Consider the following 20,178-nt stretch of genomic DNA (forward strand, 5'->3'; position numbering starts at 1 on the left):
CCTAGTAAAGCATGCTCTTCGCTTCGTCCATCTGGGCGCTCAGCATGCCTTCAGCCCTGGCAAGCCTCAGTTGGCTGAACGCAGGCAGGTCGACCATCTCGATGAGGCTGAAGGGGTGGTCGGTGTTCCTGTGGATATGCACTGTGGCGATCTGCACCAGATCTGTGTAGTCCGGGCTTTTCGATACGCGCGCGAAGTTCTGGAACTGAATCGGCACGCAGGCCAGCGGCTCGGGAAAGTCCCATGAGCGCAGCAGGCGTTCGCCAATGACCGGGTGAATGCTGTCGATCACGTGGTTGAGGCTGATCGGATCAGCCAGCAGCTCGTAATGGTCTTCGGCATACGTCAGGATCGGCAGAATCCCGATCAAGTGGATCAGTCCGGCGAGCGTGGCCTGGTCGGGTTTGAGATTCGTGTAGTTCTGACACAGGGTGTAACTGATGCCGGCAACCTGCAGGCTCTGCTTCCAGATATCGCGCATCTTCTGCTCGATGACGGGAGACTTCGCGTGGAACATCTGCTCGACCACCAGGCCGATAGCCAGATTACAGGTGTAATTGACGCCCAGGCGCCGAACCGCGGTGGTGACGTCGCTGACTTCAAAATTCGGGCGCAGCAGAGGGCTGTTCGCGACCTTTATCAGGCGTGCGGAAAGGGCTGTATCGCTACCGATGACCTTGCTCAGGGCCGAAATGCTGATTTCGGTGTCTTCGGCGGCAAGGCGAATTCTCAGTGCTACTTCCGGCAGGGTAGGCAGAAACAAGGCATCTCTGTCGATGGCCTTGATCAAGTTTCTCTGCACCTCGTCAGCCATCTTGCTCATGTTGCATCTCGCAGCCGTTGGGGGTGTCCAGAGTTTTCCGCGCGCTCCGCAGAGCGCCAGCATGTGCACTGGAACGCTCTAAAGACACTAGGAACCTGAATGTGTTCGTCTGGCTTAGCGCTGAGTTTCGAGTTTGCTGTCCAGTATGTAGGGCAGATCACTCATTTGCAGCGCTGCGCCTTCTGGCGAGCCAAGATTTATATGGCCATTTTCTGCCGCATCGCCCTGCAATACGGCGAGCAGTTCAACATTCTGGCCGGACTGTGCGGCGATGACCACGTTGCCCACCGCGCTGGCGTGTACCGGCGAAAACAGTGCCGTACCTGGCTCGGGGATTTCTTCGCTGCTCAGCGTCAGGCGGTAGAGCCTGCGTTTGAGTTTGCCCAGGTATTGCATGCGCGCAACGATTTCCTGGCCGGTGTAGCAGCCCTTCTTGAAGCTGACGCCGCCGACCGCCTGCAGGTTGATCATCTGCGGGATGAACTCCTCGCGGGTGCTGCCAAATACCTGGCCGATGCCGGCCCGTATCTGACCCAGCAACCAGTCATTGAGCGGGCCTTCGCTCAACTGCGAAGCCAGCTGCGATTTGACGCTGTCTGCCTGCCCGGCGCGTACCCAGAGTTCGGCGCGGCCCGGGGAGACGCGGATTGCGATGAGCTCATTGGCTCGTACTACCGCATCGGTTTCCTGCGCCAGGTCCAGGCCCAGGCCGACCAGGGCACTGTCGCCATCCTGCAGGCCGAAGCGCACCCATTCTGCGCTTTCGTCAGTCAGTTTCGATTTGGAGAACACTGCGTATTTACGCAGGTCCAGCAGTTGCGGCTCGATCAGCTCGCTGGCCATCGCCAGCAGGCAACCGTCGCCTTCGAAAACGATGCGAAAACTCGACTGCATCCGGCCCTTCTGCGTGCAGCGGGCACCGAGGCTGGATTTGTCTTCATTAAGGTAATTTAGGTTGCACGTCAGCTGACCCTGAAGAAACTTGCTGGCATCCACGCCGCGAACGGCGAGAACGCCCTCATGGGATAGCGTGCAGAAAAAAGCTTTTTGGGTCATGGTCATCGCAGATTGGGAAAAAAGTCCGGGGGCACATCATAGTGCCGAGTCGAGGTTATGCATACGGGGTACGTGAAAACTGCTGCGACCATTGCAAGATTCGCGTGCCCGGCTCACGGCTGTATACTTGCCGCCTACTTTGAGGAGCGCTCCATGGTCGAAGACGTCGAACTCAACCGCCTTTACTGGCACAGCCGCCGTGGCATGCTTGAACTGGACGTGCTGCTGGTGCCGTTTGTCCGGGAGGTCTATCCGCATTTGAATGACGTGGACCGCGATCTGTATCGCCGTTTGCTCACTTGTGAAGATCAGGACATGTTCGGCTGGTTCATGCAGCGCGCCGAGTCCGAGGATGCTGAATTGCAACGTATGGTTCGCATGATTCTGGATCGTGTCCAGCCCAAGTGATCGATTTGAATGTCACTGGCAGGCCTCGCGCCTGCTATTGACGGCGTATCTCGCCGTTCAGCTGCTGGCGCTGATCGCGTTGTTCTGGCTGAACATCGCTTCGTTGGCGTTGGCACTGGGTGTGCTGTTCTGCCTGATGCATGCTGCCTGGACGTTGCCGCGCTCGATCCTGCTCAGTCATCCGGCAGCCTTCACCGCGCTGAAGCGCGATCATCAAGGCTGGCAATTGTGGAATCAACGCGACGGCTGGCAGCCCGTGCAGTTATGTCCGGACAGCCTCGCGTTACCGTTGGTCGTGATTCTGCGTTTTCGCCCGATTATCGCAGGCCGGCCGGGCCGCTCGATAAAAAGCTGCTGCATCCCGCTTGATGCGCTCACGCCGGACACGCACCGGCGTCTGCGTGTGCGCCTGAAGTTCAGCCGACGTAAGTGGGCGGTACCAGAATAGTGTCCAGCGCCTCCGGCAGCATGTCGGGATAGTCCAGCGTGTAATGCAGGCCACGGCTTTCCTTGCGCTGCATGGCCGAGCAGATCATCAGTTCCGCCACCTGCGCCAGGTTGCGCAACTCGATCAGGTCACGGCTGACCTTGTAGTTGCTGTAGAACTCGTCGATCTCATCCAGTAACAAACGCACACGGTGCTGAGCACGTTGCAGGCGCTTGTTGGTACGCACAATGCCGACGTAGTCCCACATGAATCGTCTCAGTTCATCCCAGTTGTGCGCGATGATCACGTCTTCGTCCGAATCAGTGACCTGGCTGGCGTCCCAGGCCGGAAGGTCGGTGGGCATCTGTACGTCGGCCAGTTGCTGCTCGATGTCTGCCGCTGCCGAGCGGGCATACACGAAGCACTCCAGCAGTGAGTTGCTGGCCATGCGGTTGGCACCGTGCAGGCCGGTGAAGCTGGTCTCGCCGATGGCGTACAGGCCAGGCACGTCGGTGTGGCCCTTGCTGTCTACCATGACACCACCACAGGTGTAATGCGCTGCCGGGACCACCGGAATAGGCTGGCGAGTGATGTCGATGGAGAACTCCAGGCAGCGTTCGTAGACGGTTGGAAAGTGGGTTTTGATGAAGGCTTCCGGTTTGTGGCTGATGTCCAGATAGACGCAGTCGATACCCAGTCGCTTCATTTCGTGGTCTATCGCACGGGCAACAATATCGCGAGGGGCCAGTTCTGCCCGTTCGTCGAACCGTGGCATAAAACGTTCGCCGCTGGGCAACTTGAGGTAAGCGCCTTCACCGCGAAGTGCTTCGGTGATCAGAAAACTCTTGGCCTGGGGGTGATACAGGCAGGTAGGGTGAAATTGGTTGAATTCCAGATTCGCCACCCGGCAACCGGAACGCCAGGCCATGGCGATGCCATCGCCGCAGGCACCGTCGGGGTTGCTGGTGTACAGATAAACCTTGGCAGCGCCACCTGACGCGAGGATGGTAAAGCGCGCGCCGTAGGTGTCCACTTCACCGCTGTTGCGATTGAGTACATAAGCGCCCAGGCAGCGCTGGCCTTCCAGCCCGAGACGGCGTTCGGTGATCAGGTCGATGGCGGCGCGCTGTTCGAGCAGTTCGATGTTCGGCCGTTTACGGGCTTGTTCAAGCAGGGTACGAAAGATCGCTGCGCCTGTGGCATCGGCGGCGTGGATGATCCGCCTGTGGCTGTGGCCGCCTTCGCGTGTCAGGTGGAATTCAAAGCCGCTTTCGTCGGTATCTGCGTCATCGCCTCGAGTGAAAGGCACGCCCTGATCGATCAGCCACTGAATGGCCTCGCGGCTGTGCTCGACGGTGAAACGCACTGCTTCTTCGTTACAAAGGCCGCCGCCGGCATTCAGCGTGTCTTCAACATGAGACTGTACGGTATCGGTGTCATCCAGTACTGCTGCCACACCGCCCTGGGCCCAGAATGTCGAGCCATTGGCCAGATCGCCTTTGCTCAGCACTGCGATGCTCAGGTGTCCGGGAAGCGTCAGTGCCAGGCTCAATCCGGCAGCGCCACTGCCAATTACCAGTACGTCATGCTGAAAATGTTGACTCATCTGCGAATTCTGCCCTTGGCGACCACTAGTATAAGTATTGGGGTAACGGCACAATAGCCACGCCTACATGGCAATGTGAGACCACAGCGGGTATGGATTGTGCTCCAGTCCCGGATGTCATGCATATTGTTTTCCCTGTTATCTGTTACTGGAAATGCTCCAGCGCACTGATTTCAAAGAACTTTGTGCAGTCTGCGGCTCACGCCTGTGATTGTGCCAATGGAACTTTTTGCCAGGATCCATGCTCAATAGCAGGTTGCCTACACAGGAACAGCGTCGTTTTCGCAGGGTTAGATAAGTGATCATCAACTGCGAAACCGGCGACAAGACTATTCACGCAGCCGACCGTGTCGCGCTGCGTTTTTCGTGCAGGCTTTACGATGGCCCGCAGGAAACTTGCTTGAAGGGGGAGAACTTTTGCGAAAAGCCCGAGTCTATGTTTGCGAGCCTGAACAATGTCAGTTGCAGCACTCCTTCATGCTTAACGAGGAGTGTTCATGCTAACCCAGGAAGAGGATCAGCAGCTTGTCGAGCGCGTACAGCGTGGCGATACGCGAGCATTTGATCTGTTGGTGCTGAAGTATCAGCACAAAATTCTAGGGTTGATCGTGCGATTCGTGCACGACACCCATGAGGCTCAGGACGTTGCACAGGAAGCCTTTATCAAGGCTTACCGTGCTCTCGGAAACTTTCGCGGTGACAGTGCTTTTTATACCTGGCTGTATCGCATCGCCATTAACACGGCGAAAAACTATTTGGTGTCGCGAGGTCGGCGTCCACCGGATAGCGATGTAAGGTCTGAAGACGCGGAGTTCTACGACGGCGATCATGGCCTCAAGGACATCGAGTCGCCGGAACGTGCATTGTTGAGAGATGAGATCGAGGGCACCGTCCATCGGACCATCCAGCTTCTCCCAGAAGATTTACGTACGGCGCTAACTTTACGTGAATTCGATGGTCTGAGTTATGAAGACATTGCGAGCGTCATGCAGTGTCCTGTTGGTACCGTGCGCTCTCGGATCTTCCGCGCTCGGGAAGCCATCGATAAAGCCCTGCAGCCGTTGTTGCAGGAATCCTGAGACAGCGGCGATAGCCCAAGAGAGGAACCCGCCATGAGTCGTGAAGCCCTGCAGGAATCGCTGTCCGCGGTACTGGATAACGAAGCGGACGAACTGGAATTACGTCGGGTATTGAATGCCATTGACGATGCCGACACTCGCGCTACCTGGTCGCGGTACCAAGTTGCCCGTGCAGCTATGCACAAAGAGCTGCTGATCCCGCATCTGGATATTTCGGCTGCTGTATCTGCCGCGATCGCCGATGAAGTCAGCCCGCTCAAAGCAGCACGTGGACCTTGGCGCACGCTGGGTCGTCTGGCTGTTGCAGCGTCGGTTACCGTAGCCGTTCTGGCCGGTGTCCGCCTGTACAACCAGGACGATATCGCCGGTGCACAACTGGCACAGCAGACCCAACAGCCTGCCAACCTGACTGTTCCACAAGTGAAAGGCCCTGCCGTACTGGCTGGCTACACTGAAAGTACCGAGCAGGCGCCTGGCCCTATGGCCAACGGCGTGTTGCAGGGTGCTGGTCAAGGTGATCAACGTCTGCCTGGCTACCTGCGTCAGCACGCCCAGGAAGCAGCGTTGAAAGGTACTGAAAGCGCGCTGCCTTACGCACGTGCTGCGAGTCTGGAAAACCGTTAAGGAGGATCATGCGAGCCGTCCCTCTACTGCCATTACTGCTTGGTGGATGGCTTGCCCTCCCGGTACAGGCTGATGATGCGCAAGACGCAATCAATCGTCTTGCCAAGGTTGATCAGCAGCAGAGCTATCAAGGCACCTTTGTATACGAACGCAATGGTAGTTTTTCTACCCATCGAATCTGGCACCGCATAGCGGATGGGCATGTTCAGGAGCGTTTGTTGCAGCTTGATGGCTCTGCTCAGGAAGTTCTGCGTGTTGACGGGCTTACACAGTGCGTCAGCGGCACGCTTGAAGCGGGTGTGGCCAATCCGGCCGACTCATCTGCCCGCGCATTCGATGTCAAAAGACTTTCCTCTTGGTACGACATAAAAATTGTTGGAAAATCCAGAGTGGCCGGTCGTCAGGCTACTATCGTTGCGCTGTCCCCCAAGGACCAGCATCGATACGGCCTTGAACTTCACCTGGATAACGAAACCGGTCTTGTGCTCAAGTCGCTTCTGTTGAGCGAGAAGGGGCAACTGCTCGAACGTTTCCAGTTTACCGATCTCGATACCGCCGGCGTTCTGTCCGAGCAAATGCTCAAGACTAGCGCCGACTGCAAGCCCGTGTCTGTGTTGAAAGCCAAGCCTGAGCCGTCCATAAGTGCTGTGGCATGGCATTCTGATTGGCTGCCGCCTGGTTTCGAAGTCAGCAGCAGTGGCGTGCGCAAGGACTCCTCCACGCAATCCTCCGTTACCCATCTGATGTATGGCGACGGTCTGGCGCGTTTTTCAGTGTTCATCGAGGCAGTGAAAGGCGGCGCATCTTCGGATATTCGCACTCAGCTAGGCCCGACAGTGGCGGTCTCGCGTCGTCTCACAACACCGCAGGGCGACATGATGGTGACGGTCGTCGGAGAAATACCGATGGGTACCGCCGAGCGTATAGCCTTGTCGATGCGTAACGACGAATCTCCAGCCAAAAAATAAACATTTGAAGTCACGAATTCCAGGATGTAAAAATTTTCATCCTGGGTTTCAAGAGTCGCCAGGGCGCATTCAACCTGGCCTGGGCGCAGGTACTGAAATGTTTGGTGAGGTTTGCACATTGCAAAAACTCTGGTTTTTTTCTATAGGTCACAGCCTCGCAGCTTTGGCCTTTTGTCGTTTCCAGAGGCCATGTCGCTGATCCAGAGATGAGCATCGCTGCTTGAGGTCTTTGAGTCAGTTGCTTGTACTGCTTAATTTTTTGCTCGTTACCAACGGGAGCTATATGTCGATACCACGCATGAAGTCCTACTTTTCACTGATTGCCGCTGTGCTCATGCTCGGCCAGGTTGCTACGGCTCAAGCCGAGAACCTGCCGGATTTTACCGGGCTGGTCGAGCAGGCCTCGCCAGCAGTGGTGAATATCAGTACGCGCCAGAAACTGCCTGATCGCGCCATAGCCAATCAGCAGATGCCTGACCTGGAAGGCTTGCCGCCCATGCTGCGCGAATTTCTCGAGCGCAGCATGCCGCCAGGGTCGCGTCCGCCGGGAGCCGGCAAGGGTGATCGTCAGCGCGAAGCCCAGTCACTGGGCTCGGGCTTTATCATTTCCCCCGATGGTTACATTCTGACCAATAACCATGTGATCGACGGTGCCGACGAGATTCTTGTGCGCCTTTCCGATCGCAGCGAGTTGAAAGCCAAGCTGATCGGTACCGACTCGCGCACCGACGTTGCGGTTCTGAAAATTGACGGCAAGGACCTCCCTACAGCGAAACTGGGCAACTCCAATACGCTCAAGGTGGGTGAGTGGGTGCTGGCGATCGGCTCGCCATTCGGCTTCGATCACTCCGTGACCAAAGGCATTGTCAGCGCCAAGGGTCGTAGTCTGCCAAACGACACGTATGTGCCGTTCATTCAGACGGACGTTGCCATCAACCCGGGTAATTCGGGTGGCCCGCTGTTCAACATGGCGGGTGAGGTAGTCGGGATCAACTCGCAGATATTTACCCGCTCCGGTGGTTTCATGGGGCTGTCGTTCGCGATTCCGATTGACGTCGCCATGGATGTGGCCAACCAGCTCAAGGCCAGCGGCAAAGTCAGCCGTGGCTGGTTGGGTGTGGTTATTCAGGAAGTGAACAAGGACCTTGCCGAATCGTTTGGTCTGGACAAGCCTGCCGGTGCGCTGGTTGCTCAGGTGCTTGAAGATGGCCCGGCTGCCAAGGGTGGCCTGCAGGTTGGCGACGTGATTCTGAGTGCCAACGGTCAGCCAATCATCATGTCGGCTGACCTGCCGCACTTGATAGGCAACCTCAAGGACGGCAGTAAGGCCGAACTTGAAGTGATTCGCGACGGCAAGCGTCAGAAGCTGACGGTCACTGTTGGCGCGCTGCCTGACGAAGGTCAGGAAATGGGCGATGTTGCTGGCACAGGCGCCGAACGCAGCAGCAACCGTCTGGGCGTGTCGGTGATCGAACTGACTGCCGAGCAGAAGAAATCCCTGGACCTCAAGGGCGGTGTGGCCATCAAGGAAGTCACAGGTGGTCCGGCTTCGCTGATTGGCCTGCAGCCGGGTGATGTGATCACTCATCTGAACAACCAGGCGATTACGTCCAGTAAGCAGTTCACTGAGGTGGCGAAAAGCCTGCCCAAGGATCGCTCTGTTTCGATGCGTGTTCTGCGTCAGGGCCGTGCGACCTTCATCACCTTCAAGCTGTCCGAGTAACAGGGCGGTTTGACCGGGAAGGGTGGCTGCGGCCACCCTTTTTTGTACCTGTTTGTTTACCTTGCGCCTATCCGGGTACCTGTAAGCGTGACGCCTCTTGCTTAGTTCAGGTACAATTCCCGGCTATTTTTCGGCGGGCAATCTGCCTGCAACCTTTTTGAGTGTTGATCCGTGAGTGATTTGAGTCATATCCGCAATTTCTCCATCATCGCCCACATTGACCATGGCAAGTCGACGCTGGCCGACCGCTTCATTCAAATGTGCGGCGGCCTGTCCGAGCGCGAAATGGAAGCCCAGGTGCTCGACTCCATGGATCTTGAGCGCGAGCGCGGGATCACCATCAAGGCCCATAGCGTTACCCTGTATTACAAGGCCAAAGACGGTATCACCTACCAGTTGAACTTCATTGACACCCCGGGGCACGTCGACTTCACCTATGAAGTCAGCCGTTCGCTGGCCGCGTGCGAAGGTGCATTGCTGGTGGTCGATGCAGGGCAGGGCGTCGAGGCTCAATCGGTCGCCAACTGCTACACCGCCATCGAGCAGGGCCTAGAGGTCATGCCGGTATTGAACAAGATGGACTTGCCGCAGGCCGATCCGGACCGCGTCAAGGAAGAGATCGAGAAGATCATCGGTATCGACGCCACCGATGCCGTGGCGTGCAGCGCCAAGAGCGGCATGGGCGTGGACGAGGTCCTCGAGCGTCTGGTAGCAACCATTCCCGCACCGACCGGCAACATCGAAGATCCGCTGCAAGCGTTGATCATCGATTCCTGGTTCGACAATTACCTGGGCGTCGTGTCTCTGGTGCGCGTGCGCCACGGTCGCGTCAAGAAAGGCGACAAGATCCTCGTCAAGTCCACCGGCAAGCTGCATCTGGTCGACAGCGTTGGCGTGTTCAACCCCAAGCACACGGCAACCGTTGATCTGAAAGCCGGCGAAGTGGGCTTTATCATTGCCGGCATCAAGGACATTCACGGCGCGCCGGTTGGTGACACCCTGACCCTGAGCAGCACGCCCGATGTAGACGTGCTGCCCGGTTTCAAGCGTATCCAGCCTCAGGTATACGCCGGCCTGTTCCCGGTCAGCTCGGACGATTTCGAAGACTTCCGTGAAGCCCTGCAAAAGCTGACGCTGAATGACTCTTCGCTGCAATACCTGCCGGAAAGCTCCGATGCACTGGGCTTCGGCTTCCGTTGTGGCTTCCTCGGCATGCTCCACATGGAGATCATCCAGGAGCGTCTTGAGCGTGAATACAATCTCGACCTGATCACCACCGCGCCAACCGTAATCTTCGAGCTGTTGCTGAAGACCGGCGAAACGATTTATGTCGATAACCCGTCCAAACTGCCTGACCTGTCGTCCATCGAAGACATGCGCGAGCCTATCGTTCGCGCAAATATTCTTGTGCCGCAGGAGCACTTGGGCAACGTCATTACGTTGTGCATCGAAAAACGTGGCGTACAGCACGACATGCTGTTCCTCGGCACCCAGGTTCAGGTGAGCTACGATTTGCCGATGAACGAAGTGGTTCTGGACTTCTTCGATCGTCTCAAGTCTGTCAGCCGCGGTTATGCTTCCCTGGATTATCATTTTGATCGTTACCAGTCGGCCAACCTGGTCAAGCTCGACGTTCTGATCAACGCCGAGAAGGTCGATGCCCTGGCATTGATCGTTCACCGCGACAACGCTCATTACAAAGGGCGTGCGTTGACCGAGAAGATGAAAGAGCTGATCCCTCGACAAATGTTCGACGTGGCAATTCAGGCCGCCATTGGCGGTCAGATCGTGGCCCGGACAACCGTCAAGGCGCTTAGAAAGAACGTACTGGCCAAATGCTACGGCGGCGACGTCAGCCGCAAGCGTAAATTGCTGGAGAAGCAAAAGGCCGGTAAGAAACGCATGAAGCAGGTCGGTAACGTGGAAATTCCACAGGAAGCCTTCCTCGCAGTGCTCAGGTTGGAATAGTCAGGTCCTATGTCACTAAATTTTCCGCTGTTGTTGGTCATCGCTGTGTTCGTCTGTGGCGTGCTTGCACTGATTGATCTGGTCATCCTGGCGCCTCGTCGCCGGGCTGCCATTTCGAACTATCAGGGAAGCGTCGGCGAACCTGACATTGCTGTCGTAGAGCGCTTGAACAAAGAGCCTTTGCTGGTTGAGTACGGCAAATCGTTCTTTCCAGTGTTGTTTATCGTGCTGGTGCTCCGTTCGTTTCTGGTAGAGCCGTTCCAGATTCCTTCGGGCTCCATGAAGCCGACGCTGGATGTGGGTGATTTCATTCTGGTCAACAAATTCGCGTATGGCATCCGCCTGCCGGTACTGGATCAGAAGGTCATCCAGCTCGGTGATCCGCAGCGTGGCGATGTGATGGTCTTCCGCTACCCAAGCGACCCAAGCGTCAACTACATCAAGCGTGTCGTCGGTCTGCCGGGTGATCGCATTCGCTATACCAGCGACAAGCGGTTGTTCATCAACGGTGAGCTGGTTGCCAAGAAACTGATCGGCACCGAGCCCGGTACATTGGGCAGTGCAGAACTGTACGAAGAACAACTGGGCGCAGTCGAACATCAGATCCGTCAGGAAATGAGCCGATACCGTGCGCCGCCTGACAGTGAATGGACAGTGCCTGCTGCGCACTACTTCATGATGGGCGACAACCGCGACAACTCGAATGACAGCCGTTACTGGGATGATCCCAATATTCCCAAGGACGAACTGGGCATGGTCCCGGACAAGAACATCGTAGGCAAGGCGTTCGCCGTCTGGATGAGCTGGCCGGAACCGAAATTGAGCCACTTCCCTAATTTTGCACGCGTAGGGTTGATCAAGTAATCGATGCGGCGCTGCCTGGAGCAGCGCCGTATGTCATTTGGGCTGACTGGAAACGCCTCTGAACCCTGAGTCGACCCGGTCGGGCAGGCAGTGAACTCTCGAGGTTGAAGTCGAACATGACGTTCTCTACTTCTCAAAAAGGTTTTTCGCTAGTGGGATGGCTGTTGGTGCTGGCGCTTGTCGCGTTCGCGACGAGCACGGCCTTCAAGCTGGTCCCGCATTACCTCGACTATATGACGATGAAGAAAATCATCGAAACGGTCGACACCAATCAGGCCCTGGACATTACCACGGTCGACGATTTCTACGGTTATGTCGGTAAGAACATGCAGGTCAACAGCATTCGGGATATAGATTTGAACAAGGCGTTGAAAGTGACGGTGGAGAACAATGCGTTCAAGGCTCATTTGAACTATGAGCAGCGTGAACCGTGGTTCCAGAACATCGATCTGGTGATGAAGTTCGACAAGCAATTCAGTGTGGGTAAACCGTGAGCGTATCCTTGAGCCGCCTTGAGCGTCAGCTCGGCTATACCTTCAAGGATCAGGAACTGATGGTCCTTGCCCTGACCCATCGCAGTTTTGCCGGTCGCAACAACGAGCGTCTGGAATTTCTCGGTGATGCCATTCTCAACTTCGTGGCGGGTGAGGCGTTGTTCGAACGCTTCCCTCAGGCCCGCGAAGGCCAGTTGTCGCGCTTGCGTGCGCGCCTGGTGAAGGGTGAAACCCTTGCGTTGCTGGCCCGTGGTTTCGATCTGGGCGAGTACCTTCGCCTGGGGTCCGGCGAGCTGAAAAGCGGTGGTTTCCGTCGCGAGTCGATTCTCGCCGACGCCCTTGAAGCGCTGATCGGGGCGATCTACCTGGACGCTGGCATGGAGGCTGCGCGCGAGCGCGTTCTGGCCTGGCTGACGACCGAGTTCGACAGCCTGACGCTGGTAGACACCAACAAGGACCCCAAGACCCGACTGCAGGAATTTCTCCAATCGCGGGCCTGCGAGCTGCCGCGTTACGAGGTGGTGGATATCCAGGGTGAACCGCATTGCCGGACGTTTTTCGTCGAATGCGAGATCAACCTATTGAATGAAAAAAGCCGAGGACAGGGTGTCAGCCGCCGGATTGCCGAACAGGTAGCCGCAGCAGCAGCACTTATTGCCCTGGGCGTGGAGAACGGTCATGAATGATACAACCGCAACACGCTGTGGCTATGTTGCCATTGTCGGCCGTCCCAACGTAGGCAAGTCCACGCTGCTCAACCATATTCTGGGTCAAAAGCTGGCGATCACCTCGCGCAAGCCGCAGACCACGCGTCACAACATGCTCGGGATCAAGACCGAGGGTGCCGTGCAGGCGATCTATGTCGACACTCCCGGCATGCACAAGAATGGCGAGAAAGCGCTCAACCGCTACATGAACAAGACTGCTTCGGCTGCGTTGAAAGACGTCGACGTGGTGATCTTCGTCGTGGATCGCACCCGCTGGACCGACGAAGACCAGATGGTTCTGGAGCGTGTTCAGTACGTGCAAGGCCCGGTCATTCTGGCGATCAACAAAACCGATCGCATTGAAGACAAGAGCGATCTGATGCCGCACCTGGAGTGGCTGCAAGGCCAACTGCCGAATGCGTCCATCGTGCCTATTTCCGCGCAGCATGGCCACAACCTGGAAGCGCTGGAAAGCCTGATTGCCTCGCACCTGCCCGAGAATGATCACTTCTTCCCGGAAGATCAGATCACTGATCGCAGCAGCCGCTTTCTGGCTGCCGAGCTGGTTCGCGAGAAGATCATGCGTCAGTTGGGTGCCGAGCTTCCATACCAGATCACCGTCGAGATCGAAGAGTTCAAGCAGCAGGGCCGCACCCTGCATATCCATGCGCTGATTCTTGTCGAGCGTGACGGGCAGAAGAAAATCATCATTGGCGACAAGGGCGACCGTATCAAGCGCATTGGCAGTGATGCGCGTCGCGACATGGAGCTGCTGTTCGACTCCAAAGTCATGCTTAACCTGTGGGTCAAGGTCAAAGGTGGCTGGTCCGATGACGAGCGCGCCCTTCGCTCGCTCGGCTACGGCGACCTCTAAGCTGCCCTTTCGCCTGACCCTCCTGCGGTTGGGCGAACACTTCTCTTTCGAGCCAGCCTGATGAGCGCGCCCACCGGCCAACCTGCTTATGTGCTCCATAGCCGTGCGTATCGCGAAAACAGCGCGCTGGTCGATTTCCTCACGCCCCAGGGGCGGCTACGTGCCGTGCTGCGCAGTGCCAAAGGCAAGGCAGGCTCGCTGGCACGTCCGTTCGTGCCGCTTGAAGTCGAGTTTCGTGGGCGTGGCGAACTCAAGAATGTCGGCCGCATGGAAAGCGCAGGCGTTGCTACCTGGATGACCGGCGAGGCGCTGTTCAGCGGCATGTACCTCAACGAACTGCTGATTCGCCTGTTGCCTGCCGAAGATCCGCATCCAGCCGTATTCGAACATTACGCCGCCACATTGCTGGCCCTCGCGCTGGGCCGTCCGCTGGAACCTTTGCTGCGTTCGTTCGAATGGCGGTTGCTGGATGATCTGGGCTACGGCTTTGCCATGGACGCCGACATCAACGGCGAGCCGCTGGCAATTGATGGCATGTACCGCCTGCAAGTGGATGCCGGGCTTGAGCGTGTTTACCTGCTTCAGCCCGGCCTGTTTCAAGGCGCAGAATTGCTGGCCATGTCCGAAGCGGACTGGAGCGTCCCCGGTGCGTTGTCTGCTGCCAAGCGTCTGATGCGTCAGGCGTTGGCGGTACACTTGGGCGGTCGCCCGTTAGTCAGTCGTGAACTGTTTCGCAAGCCTTGATCAGGCTTTATTCTCTACAGCCTGCTTCGACCAGCTCGCTCATTTTTCTGGAGACCACCGTGACCCAAAGCACTCGCATTCTTCTCGGCGTGAATATCGACCATGTAGCCACCTTGCGTCAGGCTCGTGGCACGCGCTATCCGGACCCGGTCAAGGCAGCACTGGATGCCGAAGAGGCAGGTGCCGACGGCATCACCGTTCACCTGCGTGAAGACCGTCGACATATTCAGGAACGTGACGTCTTGCTGCTCAAGGACGTGCTGCAGACCCGCATGAATTTCGAGATGGGCGTGACCGAAGAAATGCTCGCGTTTGCCGAGCGCATTCGTCCTGCGCATATCTGCCTGGTGCCGGAGACACGCCAGGAGCTGACTACCGAAGGCGGGCTGGACGTCGCGGGCCAGGAAGCGCGGATCAAGGCAGCGGTCGAGCGGCTGGCGAAAATCGGCTGCGAGGTCTCGTTGTTTATCGACGCCGATGAGCGCCAGATCGCCGCTTCAAAGCGCGTCGGTGCACCTGCCATTGAACTGCATACCGGTCGCTATGCCGATGCTCAGACCCCGACTGAAGTCGCCGAAGAACTGCAGCGGGTCGCCGACGGCGTAGCGTTTGGTCTCGCCCAGGGCCTGATCGTCAATGCCGGTCACGGCCTGCATTATCATAACGTCGAAGCAGTCGCCGCGATCAAGGGCATCAACGAACTGAACATCGGCCATGCGTTGGTGGCTCATGCTCTGTTCGTAGGGTTCAAGGCGGCAGTGGCCGAGATGAAAGCGTTGATCGTGGCGGCCGCTCGGTAGTCGTCCTGATCAAGGCTTGCGCCCCACAATCACAGCGCGCATCGGCGCTGGCAAGCCTTCGACGGTCTTGCTGTGATCGGCAGGGTCCAGATAGTCGCTCAGTGACTGGAAGCGCATCCATTCGGTGCTGCGCTGTTCTTCGATCGTCGTATGGCTGACGTCGACGCAGCGCACATCGGTGAAGCCTGCGCGGCGCATCCACAGTTCCAGCGCGGGCACCGACGGCAGGAACCAGACATTGCGCATCTGTGCGTAACGGTCCTCCGGCACCAGCACCTGATGAACATCGCCCGGCACTACCAAAGTTTCCATCACCAGCTCGCCGCCTTTTACCAGGCAGTCTTTCAAGGCCAGCAAATGGTCGATGGGCGATTTGCGGTGATACAGCACCCCCATTGAGAACACCGTATCGAAGCCTTCCAGGTTGGCTGGCAAGTCCTCAAGTGCGAAGGGCAGATGCCAGGCAGGAAGGTCAGGCAGGTAGCGCTGCATGGCCTGAAACTGGCAGAAGAACAGCCAGTTGGGGTCAACACCAATCACGCTGTCAGCCCCGGCACCGAGCATGCGCCACTGGTAATAGCCGTTGCCGCAACCAACATCCAGAACCCGTTTGCCCTTCAGGTCCAGATGCGGCGATACCCGTGACCACTTCCAGTCCGAGCGCCATTCGGTGTCGATATGTACGCCGAACACATTGAACGGCCCTTTGCGCCAAGGCGACAGGCCTAATAACGCCTTGCGCAGCACGGTTCGGGTTTCGCCGTTGCACTCGGCTTGCAGGGTAAAGCTATCGAGCAGATCGATTCGCTCGGGTTGCAGGTCTGGAAGCGCGTCCAGCGCACTTTGCCAGCGCTGCAAGTCACCATGACCCTTGGCCATTTTCGTATCAAGCTGGGCTTGCAAGCCGTTTGCCCAATCAGCCAGAGGTGTTCCCGCCAGACGGCGGACAAGAGGAGCGAGATCAATCATGGCAGGGCAATCAACGAGGTGAAGTTAAGGCATTGAAACCAGGGCACCACCTTGGAAAAACCGGCGGCGAGCAGACGTTGGCGATGTTCTTCCAGGCTGTCGGGCTTCATCACGTTTTCGATGGCACTGCGCTTCTGGGCAATTTCCAGATCGCTGTAGCCGTTGGCGCGCTTGAAAGCGATGTGCAGATCCGTCAGCAGCGCATGCTCCTGTTCGTCATCAAAACGCAGTTTCTCCGAAAGGATCAACGCGCCGCCTGGCACCAGCGCATCACGAATGCGCCCGAGCAATGTCAGACGCTGCTCGGGGGCAATGAATTGCAGGGTGAAGTTAAGCGCGACCACCGACGCGGGCTTGAACTCCAGCGCCAGAATGTCACCTTCGATGACCTGCACCGGCAACAGCTCCTGAAACATGGAGTTCTGCGCATTGAGGTACTCACGGCAGCGCTCGACCATCGCACTGGAGTTATCTATCGCAATGACTTCACAGCCTTCGCTGCGTACATGGCGACGCAAGGCTTGAGTCACGGCACCCAGCGAACTGCCAAGGTCGTAAAGTACGGTATCCGGCTGGGCGAACTGCGCGGCAAGTACGCCGAGGTTTTCGACAATCGTCGGATAGCCGGGCACCGAGCGTTTGATCATGTCCGGGAAGACCCGCACCACGTCTTCGTTGAAGGCGAAGTCAGGCACCTGGGCCAGTGGCTGGGCGAAAATGCGGTCGGTTTCTTTGCTCACGGCGGTTCCGGCGAAGGCTTTGAAAAGCGGGCATTCTAGCCAAGTTGTCGCCGTGATGCATGGTGCAGCGCGTGCCTTCGGACAAGCCGCGGGCAAACGGTCAGTTCACCGTGATTGCGCATTCGAAAGTCTGCTCCGGCGCCACTTCCGGAGCCCACGGCTGTTGGTAGGTCATCACCAGTCGTCCGGTGCCTGCGTCGGTTGCCTTGTAGCGCCAGACTGACTGCCCGCCGCTGCCGACCATCTCCTTGCTCTCGGCGTTGGCATACACCTCCGGCCCGAGGCTGCGCAGGATGTTCTGCGCCGGGTTTTGGGTCAGCCAGCGAAAGCCGGTTGTCGGGTTGCTGGGCAGGGTGAGGATCAGCGTCTGTCCGCTCTGGAGCGTCAGTGGGCAGTCGTTTTCAGCCTCAATGGACACGATGTTTTTCGGTGTTTGCGCGCACGCCGTCAGCAGCGCAAGGCTCAACGGTGCAAGGAAACGGGCAGGGGTCATGGCAAGTTCCGGTTTTGCGAGACGAGGCGCAAGGATAACCGATCAGGGTTTTAGGGGGGAGTACGGCAGGTATACCGCTCAGGATCGGAATCAGTTGATCAGATCAGATAGTCAAGGCCGTGGGAGCGGACTTGTCCGCGAAAGAGCCAGTATGATCGCCGAAAATACGTCGTCTGAAGCATCGTCTTCGCGGACAAGCCCGCTCCCACGCCCTGCGGGCAGAAGTCCCATTGTGGGTCAGATCATTCAGCGTTAAACACACGTCCGCTTTTGATTCTGCCCGAAGGGCGCGGGAGCGAGTCAGTGTGAGACGTGCCCCCGCATCAATCTTTAAAACAACACCTTCACCACATCTGCAAAGCGTTTGGCAAAGTGAACGGTGATACCTTCCTTGAGATAGTCCGGCAGTTCTTCGAAGTTGCCACGGTTAGGTTCCGGAAGGATCAGTTCGTGAATCTTCTGACGTCGCGCGGCAATGACTTTCTCGCGCACCCCGCCGATAGGCAATACGTGCCCGGTCAGGGTCAGTTCGCCGGTCATGGCCACGCCTTTTTTCGGCGGTTGGTTACGCGCCAGGGACAGCAGGGCGCTGGCCATGGTAACGCCCGCGCTAGGGCCATCTTTCGGGGTTGCACCTTCGGGAACGTGTACGTGTACAAACGCTTCATCGAAGAACTTCGCGTCGCCGCCAAACTTCGACAGGTTGGCGCTGACGTAGCTGTAGGCAATTTCAGCCGACTCTTTCATGACATCGCCCAGTTGCCCGGTCAGTTTGAAGCCGCGATTCAGGGTGTGAATGCGCGTTGCTTCAATCGGTAACGTCGCGCCGCCCATACTGGTCCAGGCCAGGCCTGTGATCACACCGGTGCCCGACAGCACCTGTTCGCTGCGAAACACCGGCATGCCCAATGACGCTTCAAGGTCTTTCGGGCCGATCTTGATCACCGAGTCAGGCGTATCCAGCAGTTTGACCACCGCTTTGCGCACCAGCTTGCCCAGTTGTTTTTCCAGATGCCGCACACCGGCTTCGCGAGCGTAGCCTTCGATGACGGCGCGCAGGGCGCTGTCGCTGATGCTCAGCTTGCTTTTGGCAACACCGGCTTTCTCCAATTGCTTTGGCCACAGGTGGCGTTTGGCAATCGCAAGCTTCTCTTCAGTGATATAGCCGGACAGGCGAATCACTTCCATGCGGTCAAGGAGCGGGCCGGGGATTGAGTCCAGGGTGTTGGCGGTGCACACGAACAGGACTTTGGAAAGGTCCAGACGCAGGTCCAGGTAGTGATCGAGGAATTCGACGTTCTGTTCCGGGTCCAGGGTTTCCAGCAGCGCAGACGCCGGGTCGCCCTGGTAGCTTTGGCCCATCTTGTCGATTTCATCGAGCATGATGACCGGGTTCATGACTTCTACATCCTTCAGCGCCTGCACCAGCTTGCCTGGCTGGGCGCCGATGTAGGTACGGCGGTGGCCCTTGATTTCGGCCTCGTCGCGCATGCCGCCCACGCTCAGTCGATAGAATGGTCGCCCCAGCGACTCGGCAATCGAGCGGCCGACGCTGGTCTTGCCGACACCCGGTGGGCCCACCAGCAGGACGATCGAGCCGCTGATCTCGCCTTTATAGGCACCCACTGCAAGAAACTCGAGAATGCGCGCCTTGATGTCATCCAGGCCGGCATGGTGTTGATCGAGCACTTTACGAGCGTGCTTGAGGTCCAGTTTGTCTTCGCCGTAGACACCCCACGGCAACGAACTGGTCCAGTCCAGATAATTACGCGTCACGGCGTATTCCGGCGAGCCGGTTTCCAGCACCTTGAGCTTGCCTATTTCTTCGTCGAACTTCTTGCGCGCCTGCGGTGGCAGGGTCTTGCCTTCCAGTCGCTGTTCGAACTGTTCGATGTCGGCACTACGGTCGTCCTTGCTCAGCCCCAGCTCCTGCTGAATAACCTTGAGCTGCTCCTTGAGGAAGAACTGACGCTGATGCTCGCCGATCTTGCGATTGACCTCGGCAGAAATTTCCTTCTGCAGGCGGGCGACCTCGACTTCCTTGCGCAGCATCGGCAGGACTTTCTCCATGCGCCTGAGCATCGGCACACAGTCGAGTACCTCTTGCAGCTCGACGCCGGTGGCCGAAGTAAGGGCCGCGGCGAAGTCGGTGAGCGGCGAAGGATCATTGGGGCTGAAGCGGTTGAGGTAATTCTTCAGCTCTTCGCTGTACAGCGGGTTGAGCGGCAGCAGCTCTTTGATCGCGTTGATCAAAGCCATGCCGTAAGCCTTCACCTCGTCAGTCGGATCGTTGGGTTGCTGCGGGTATTCAACTTCCACCAGATACGGTGGGCGGTGATGCTTGAGCCAGGTACGAATGCGCACACGGCTCAAGCCTTGCGCCACAAACTGCAACCGGCCATTTTCGCGGCTGGCGTGGTGAACCTTGACCAGAGTGCCGTACTCGGGAAGCGCATCGGTCTTGAAGTGGCGCGGGTCTTCCTGAGGAGTGTCCATAAAGAACAACGCCAGCGAATGGTGCTCGGACTTACTGACCAGTTCCAGCGTTTCGGCCCACGGTTCTTCGTTGACGATAACCGGCAAGACCTGCGCCGGAAAGAACGGACGGTTGTGGATCGGGATGATGTAAACCTTGTCGGGCAGGTTCTGGCCGGGCAAGGCAAGCGAGGTGCTGTCGGAGCTCAGAGACACGTCGTGCTCGTCTGCGTCATCGGGCAAATCTGGCGAGTCTGTCTGCTGGTCGCTCATGGGGCACCTGAGAAGTTGAACATGCTTCTTAGATGGGGCAGCAGCCCTCAGGTTTCAATAGTC

Annotated in this window: 20 protein-coding genes; 13 read left to right on the forward strand and 7 right to left on the reverse strand. The window is 57.7% G+C overall.

Translation table 11 applies throughout. The features are described 5' to 3' along the window. Position 1 precedes the first annotated feature (1 nt). A complete protein-coding gene (locus RYB66_RS09645; RefSeq protein ID WP_002554917.1) occupies positions 2–823 on the reverse strand; it encodes an HDOD domain-containing protein in 822 nt (273 codons plus the stop codon). Positions 824–937: 114 nt separating this feature from the next. Then, on the reverse strand, positions 938–1,879 hold the full coding sequence (locus RYB66_RS09650) for a YgfZ/GcvT domain-containing protein (protein ID WP_038820211.1): 942 nt from the start codon (positions 1,877–1,879) through the stop codon (positions 938–940). 153 nt (positions 1,880–2,032) lie between these two features. On the opposite strand from RYB66_RS09650, the gene RYB66_RS09655 reads away from it, so the two are divergent. Both RYB66_RS09655 and RYB66_RS09660 read left to right on the forward strand, forming a co-directional pair. Then, positions 2,033–2,287, forward strand: coding sequence for a succinate dehydrogenase assembly factor 2 (locus RYB66_RS09655; RefSeq protein WP_003378499.1), 255 nt, complete (start codon positions 2,033–2,035; stop codon positions 2,285–2,287). Next, on the forward strand, positions 2,271–2,735 hold the full coding sequence (locus tag RYB66_RS09660) for a protein YgfX (protein WP_005746600.1): 465 nt from the start codon (positions 2,271–2,273) through the stop codon (positions 2,733–2,735). The genes RYB66_RS09655 and RYB66_RS09660 overlap by 17 nt, the downstream gene beginning before the upstream one ends. Here the strand turns inward: RYB66_RS09660 and nadB are convergent. After that, positions 2,704–4,320 (reverse strand): L-aspartate oxidase, encoded by a 1,617-nt coding sequence (nadB, locus tag RYB66_RS09665; RefSeq protein ID WP_002554913.1) that lies wholly within the window; start codon positions 4,318–4,320, stop codon positions 2,704–2,706. The genes RYB66_RS09660 and nadB overlap by 32 nt on opposite strands. 497 nt (positions 4,321–4,817) lie before the next feature. Here nadB and rpoE point away from each other — a divergent pair, with 497 nt between their 5' ends. From rpoE to pdxJ, 11 genes are all read left to right on the forward strand, one after another. Next, positions 4,818–5,399: an RNA polymerase sigma factor RpoE gene (gene rpoE, locus RYB66_RS09670; RefSeq protein ID WP_002554912.1), complete on the forward strand. Its 582-nt coding sequence runs from the start codon at positions 4,818–4,820 to the stop codon at positions 5,397–5,399. Between the two features lie 33 nt (positions 5,400–5,432). After that, entirely contained in the window at positions 5,433–6,023 is a 591-nt protein-coding gene (locus tag RYB66_RS09675) for an anti sigma-E factor RseA C-terminal domain-containing protein (protein WP_004658251.1), read from the forward strand. Positions 6,024–6,031: 8 nt separating this feature from the next. Further along, complete coding sequence (locus tag RYB66_RS09680) at positions 6,032–6,991, forward strand: MucB/RseB C-terminal domain-containing protein (protein WP_005746598.1); 960 nt, start codon at positions 6,032–6,034, stop codon at positions 6,989–6,991. A gap of 298 nt (positions 6,992–7,289) precedes the next feature. Further along, a complete protein-coding gene (locus RYB66_RS09685; RefSeq protein ID WP_223216152.1) occupies positions 7,290–8,714 on the forward strand; it encodes a DegQ family serine endoprotease in 1,425 nt (474 codons plus the stop codon). A gap of 171 nt (positions 8,715–8,885) precedes the next feature. Beyond that, entirely contained in the window at positions 8,886–10,682 is a 1,797-nt protein-coding gene (gene lepA / locus RYB66_RS09690; protein WP_044299832.1) for a translation elongation factor 4, read from the forward strand. Positions 10,683–10,691: 9 nt separating this feature from the next. Next, on the forward strand, positions 10,692–11,546 hold the full coding sequence (lepB, locus tag RYB66_RS09695) for a signal peptidase I (protein ID WP_002554908.1): 855 nt from the start codon (positions 10,692–10,694) through the stop codon (positions 11,544–11,546). Positions 11,547–11,662: 116 nt separating this feature from the next. Then, complete coding sequence (locus RYB66_RS09700) at positions 11,663–12,040, forward strand: DUF4845 domain-containing protein (RefSeq protein WP_002554907.1); 378 nt, start codon at positions 11,663–11,665, stop codon at positions 12,038–12,040. Further along, complete coding sequence (gene rnc / locus RYB66_RS09705) at positions 12,037–12,726, forward strand: ribonuclease III (RefSeq protein ID WP_002554906.1); 690 nt, start codon at positions 12,037–12,039, stop codon at positions 12,724–12,726. Before RYB66_RS09700 ends, rnc begins: the two co-directional genes overlap by 4 nt. Continuing rightward, positions 12,719–13,621 (forward strand): GTPase Era, encoded by a 903-nt coding sequence (gene era / locus RYB66_RS09710; protein WP_003363707.1) that lies wholly within the window; start codon positions 12,719–12,721, stop codon positions 13,619–13,621. The genes rnc and era overlap by 8 nt, the downstream gene beginning before the upstream one ends. A gap of 60 nt (positions 13,622–13,681) precedes the next feature. Continuing rightward, entirely contained in the window at positions 13,682–14,365 is a 684-nt protein-coding gene (gene recO / locus RYB66_RS09715) for a DNA repair protein RecO (protein ID WP_002554904.1), read from the forward strand. Positions 14,366–14,424: 59 nt separating this feature from the next. Further along, a complete protein-coding gene (pdxJ, locus tag RYB66_RS09720; protein ID WP_005746594.1) occupies positions 14,425–15,165 on the forward strand; it encodes a pyridoxine 5'-phosphate synthase in 741 nt (246 codons plus the stop codon). 9 nt (positions 15,166–15,174) lie between these two features. Here the strand turns inward: pdxJ and cmoB are convergent, their stop codons facing one another. The 4 genes from cmoB to lon form a co-directional block, all read right to left on the reverse strand. Continuing rightward, positions 15,175–16,134, reverse strand: a complete 960-nt coding sequence (gene cmoB, locus RYB66_RS09725) for a tRNA 5-methoxyuridine(34)/uridine 5-oxyacetic acid(34) synthase CmoB (protein WP_002554902.1) — start codon at positions 16,132–16,134, stop codon at positions 15,175–15,177. Further along, complete coding sequence (cmoA, locus tag RYB66_RS09730; protein ID WP_005735111.1) at positions 16,131–16,874, reverse strand: carboxy-S-adenosyl-L-methionine synthase CmoA; 744 nt, start codon at positions 16,872–16,874, stop codon at positions 16,131–16,133. The genes cmoB and cmoA overlap by 4 nt, the downstream gene beginning before the upstream one ends. Positions 16,875–16,974: 100 nt before the next feature. After that, entirely contained in the window at positions 16,975–17,367 is a 393-nt protein-coding gene (locus RYB66_RS09735) for a protease inhibitor I42 family protein (protein ID WP_002554900.1), read from the reverse strand. Between the two features lie 330 nt (positions 17,368–17,697). Next, complete coding sequence (gene lon, locus RYB66_RS09740) at positions 17,698–20,115, reverse strand: endopeptidase La (RefSeq protein WP_005746592.1); 2,418 nt, start codon at positions 20,113–20,115, stop codon at positions 17,698–17,700. Between the last annotated feature and the right edge of the window lie 63 nt (positions 20,116–20,178).

This window comes from Pseudomonas syringae group sp. 243L2, from assembly GCF_032587875.1.
GTDB lineage: Bacteria > Pseudomonadota > Gammaproteobacteria > Pseudomonadales > Pseudomonadaceae > Aquipseudomonas > Aquipseudomonas amygdali.

What these genes read in the sequence shown, in the direction of transcription:
- RYB66_RS09655 (WP_003378499.1), top strand. Translation starts at nt 2,033, where the DNA reads ATGGTCGAAGACGTCGAACTCAACCGCCTTTACTGGCACAGCCGCCGT.
- RYB66_RS09700 (WP_002554907.1), top strand. Translation starts at nt 11,663, where the DNA reads ATGACGTTCTCTACTTCTCAAAAAGGTTTTTCGCTAGTGGGATGGCTG.
- RYB66_RS09685 (WP_223216152.1), top strand. Translation starts at nt 7,290, where the DNA reads ATGAAGTCCTACTTTTCACTGATTGCCGCTGTGCTCATGCTCGGCCAG.
- recO (WP_002554904.1), top strand. Translation starts at nt 13,682, where the DNA reads ATGAGCGCGCCCACCGGCCAACCTGCTTATGTGCTCCATAGCCGTGCG.
- lepB (WP_002554908.1), top strand. Translation starts at nt 10,692, where the DNA reads ATGTCACTAAATTTTCCGCTGTTGTTGGTCATCGCTGTGTTCGTCTGT.
- RYB66_RS09675 (WP_004658251.1), top strand. Translation starts at nt 5,433, where the DNA reads ATGAGTCGTGAAGCCCTGCAGGAATCGCTGTCCGCGGTACTGGATAAC.
- nadB (WP_002554913.1), bottom strand. Translation starts at nt 4,320, where the DNA reads ATGAGTCAACATTTTCAGCATGACGTACTGGTAATTGGCAGTGGCGCT.
- cmoB (WP_002554902.1), bottom strand. Translation starts at nt 16,134, where the DNA reads ATGATTGATCTCGCTCCTCTTGTCCGCCGTCTGGCGGGAACACCTCTG.
- era (WP_003363707.1), top strand. Translation starts at nt 12,719, where the DNA reads ATGAATGATACAACCGCAACACGCTGTGGCTATGTTGCCATTGTCGGC.
- rpoE (WP_002554912.1), top strand. Translation starts at nt 4,818, where the DNA reads ATGCTAACCCAGGAAGAGGATCAGCAGCTTGTCGAGCGCGTACAGCGT.
- RYB66_RS09650 (WP_038820211.1), bottom strand. Translation starts at nt 1,879, where the DNA reads ATGACCCAAAAAGCTTTTTTCTGCACGCTATCCCATGAGGGCGTTCTC.
- RYB66_RS09735 (WP_002554900.1), bottom strand. Translation starts at nt 17,367, where the DNA reads ATGACCCCTGCCCGTTTCCTTGCACCGTTGAGCCTTGCGCTGCTGACG.
- RYB66_RS09680 (WP_005746598.1), top strand. Translation starts at nt 6,032, where the DNA reads ATGCGAGCCGTCCCTCTACTGCCATTACTGCTTGGTGGATGGCTTGCC.
- RYB66_RS09645 (WP_002554917.1), bottom strand. Translation starts at nt 823, where the DNA reads ATGAGCAAGATGGCTGACGAGGTGCAGAGAAACTTGATCAAGGCCATC.
- lon (WP_005746592.1), bottom strand. Translation starts at nt 20,115, where the DNA reads ATGAGCGACCAGCAGACAGACTCGCCAGATTTGCCCGATGACGCAGAC.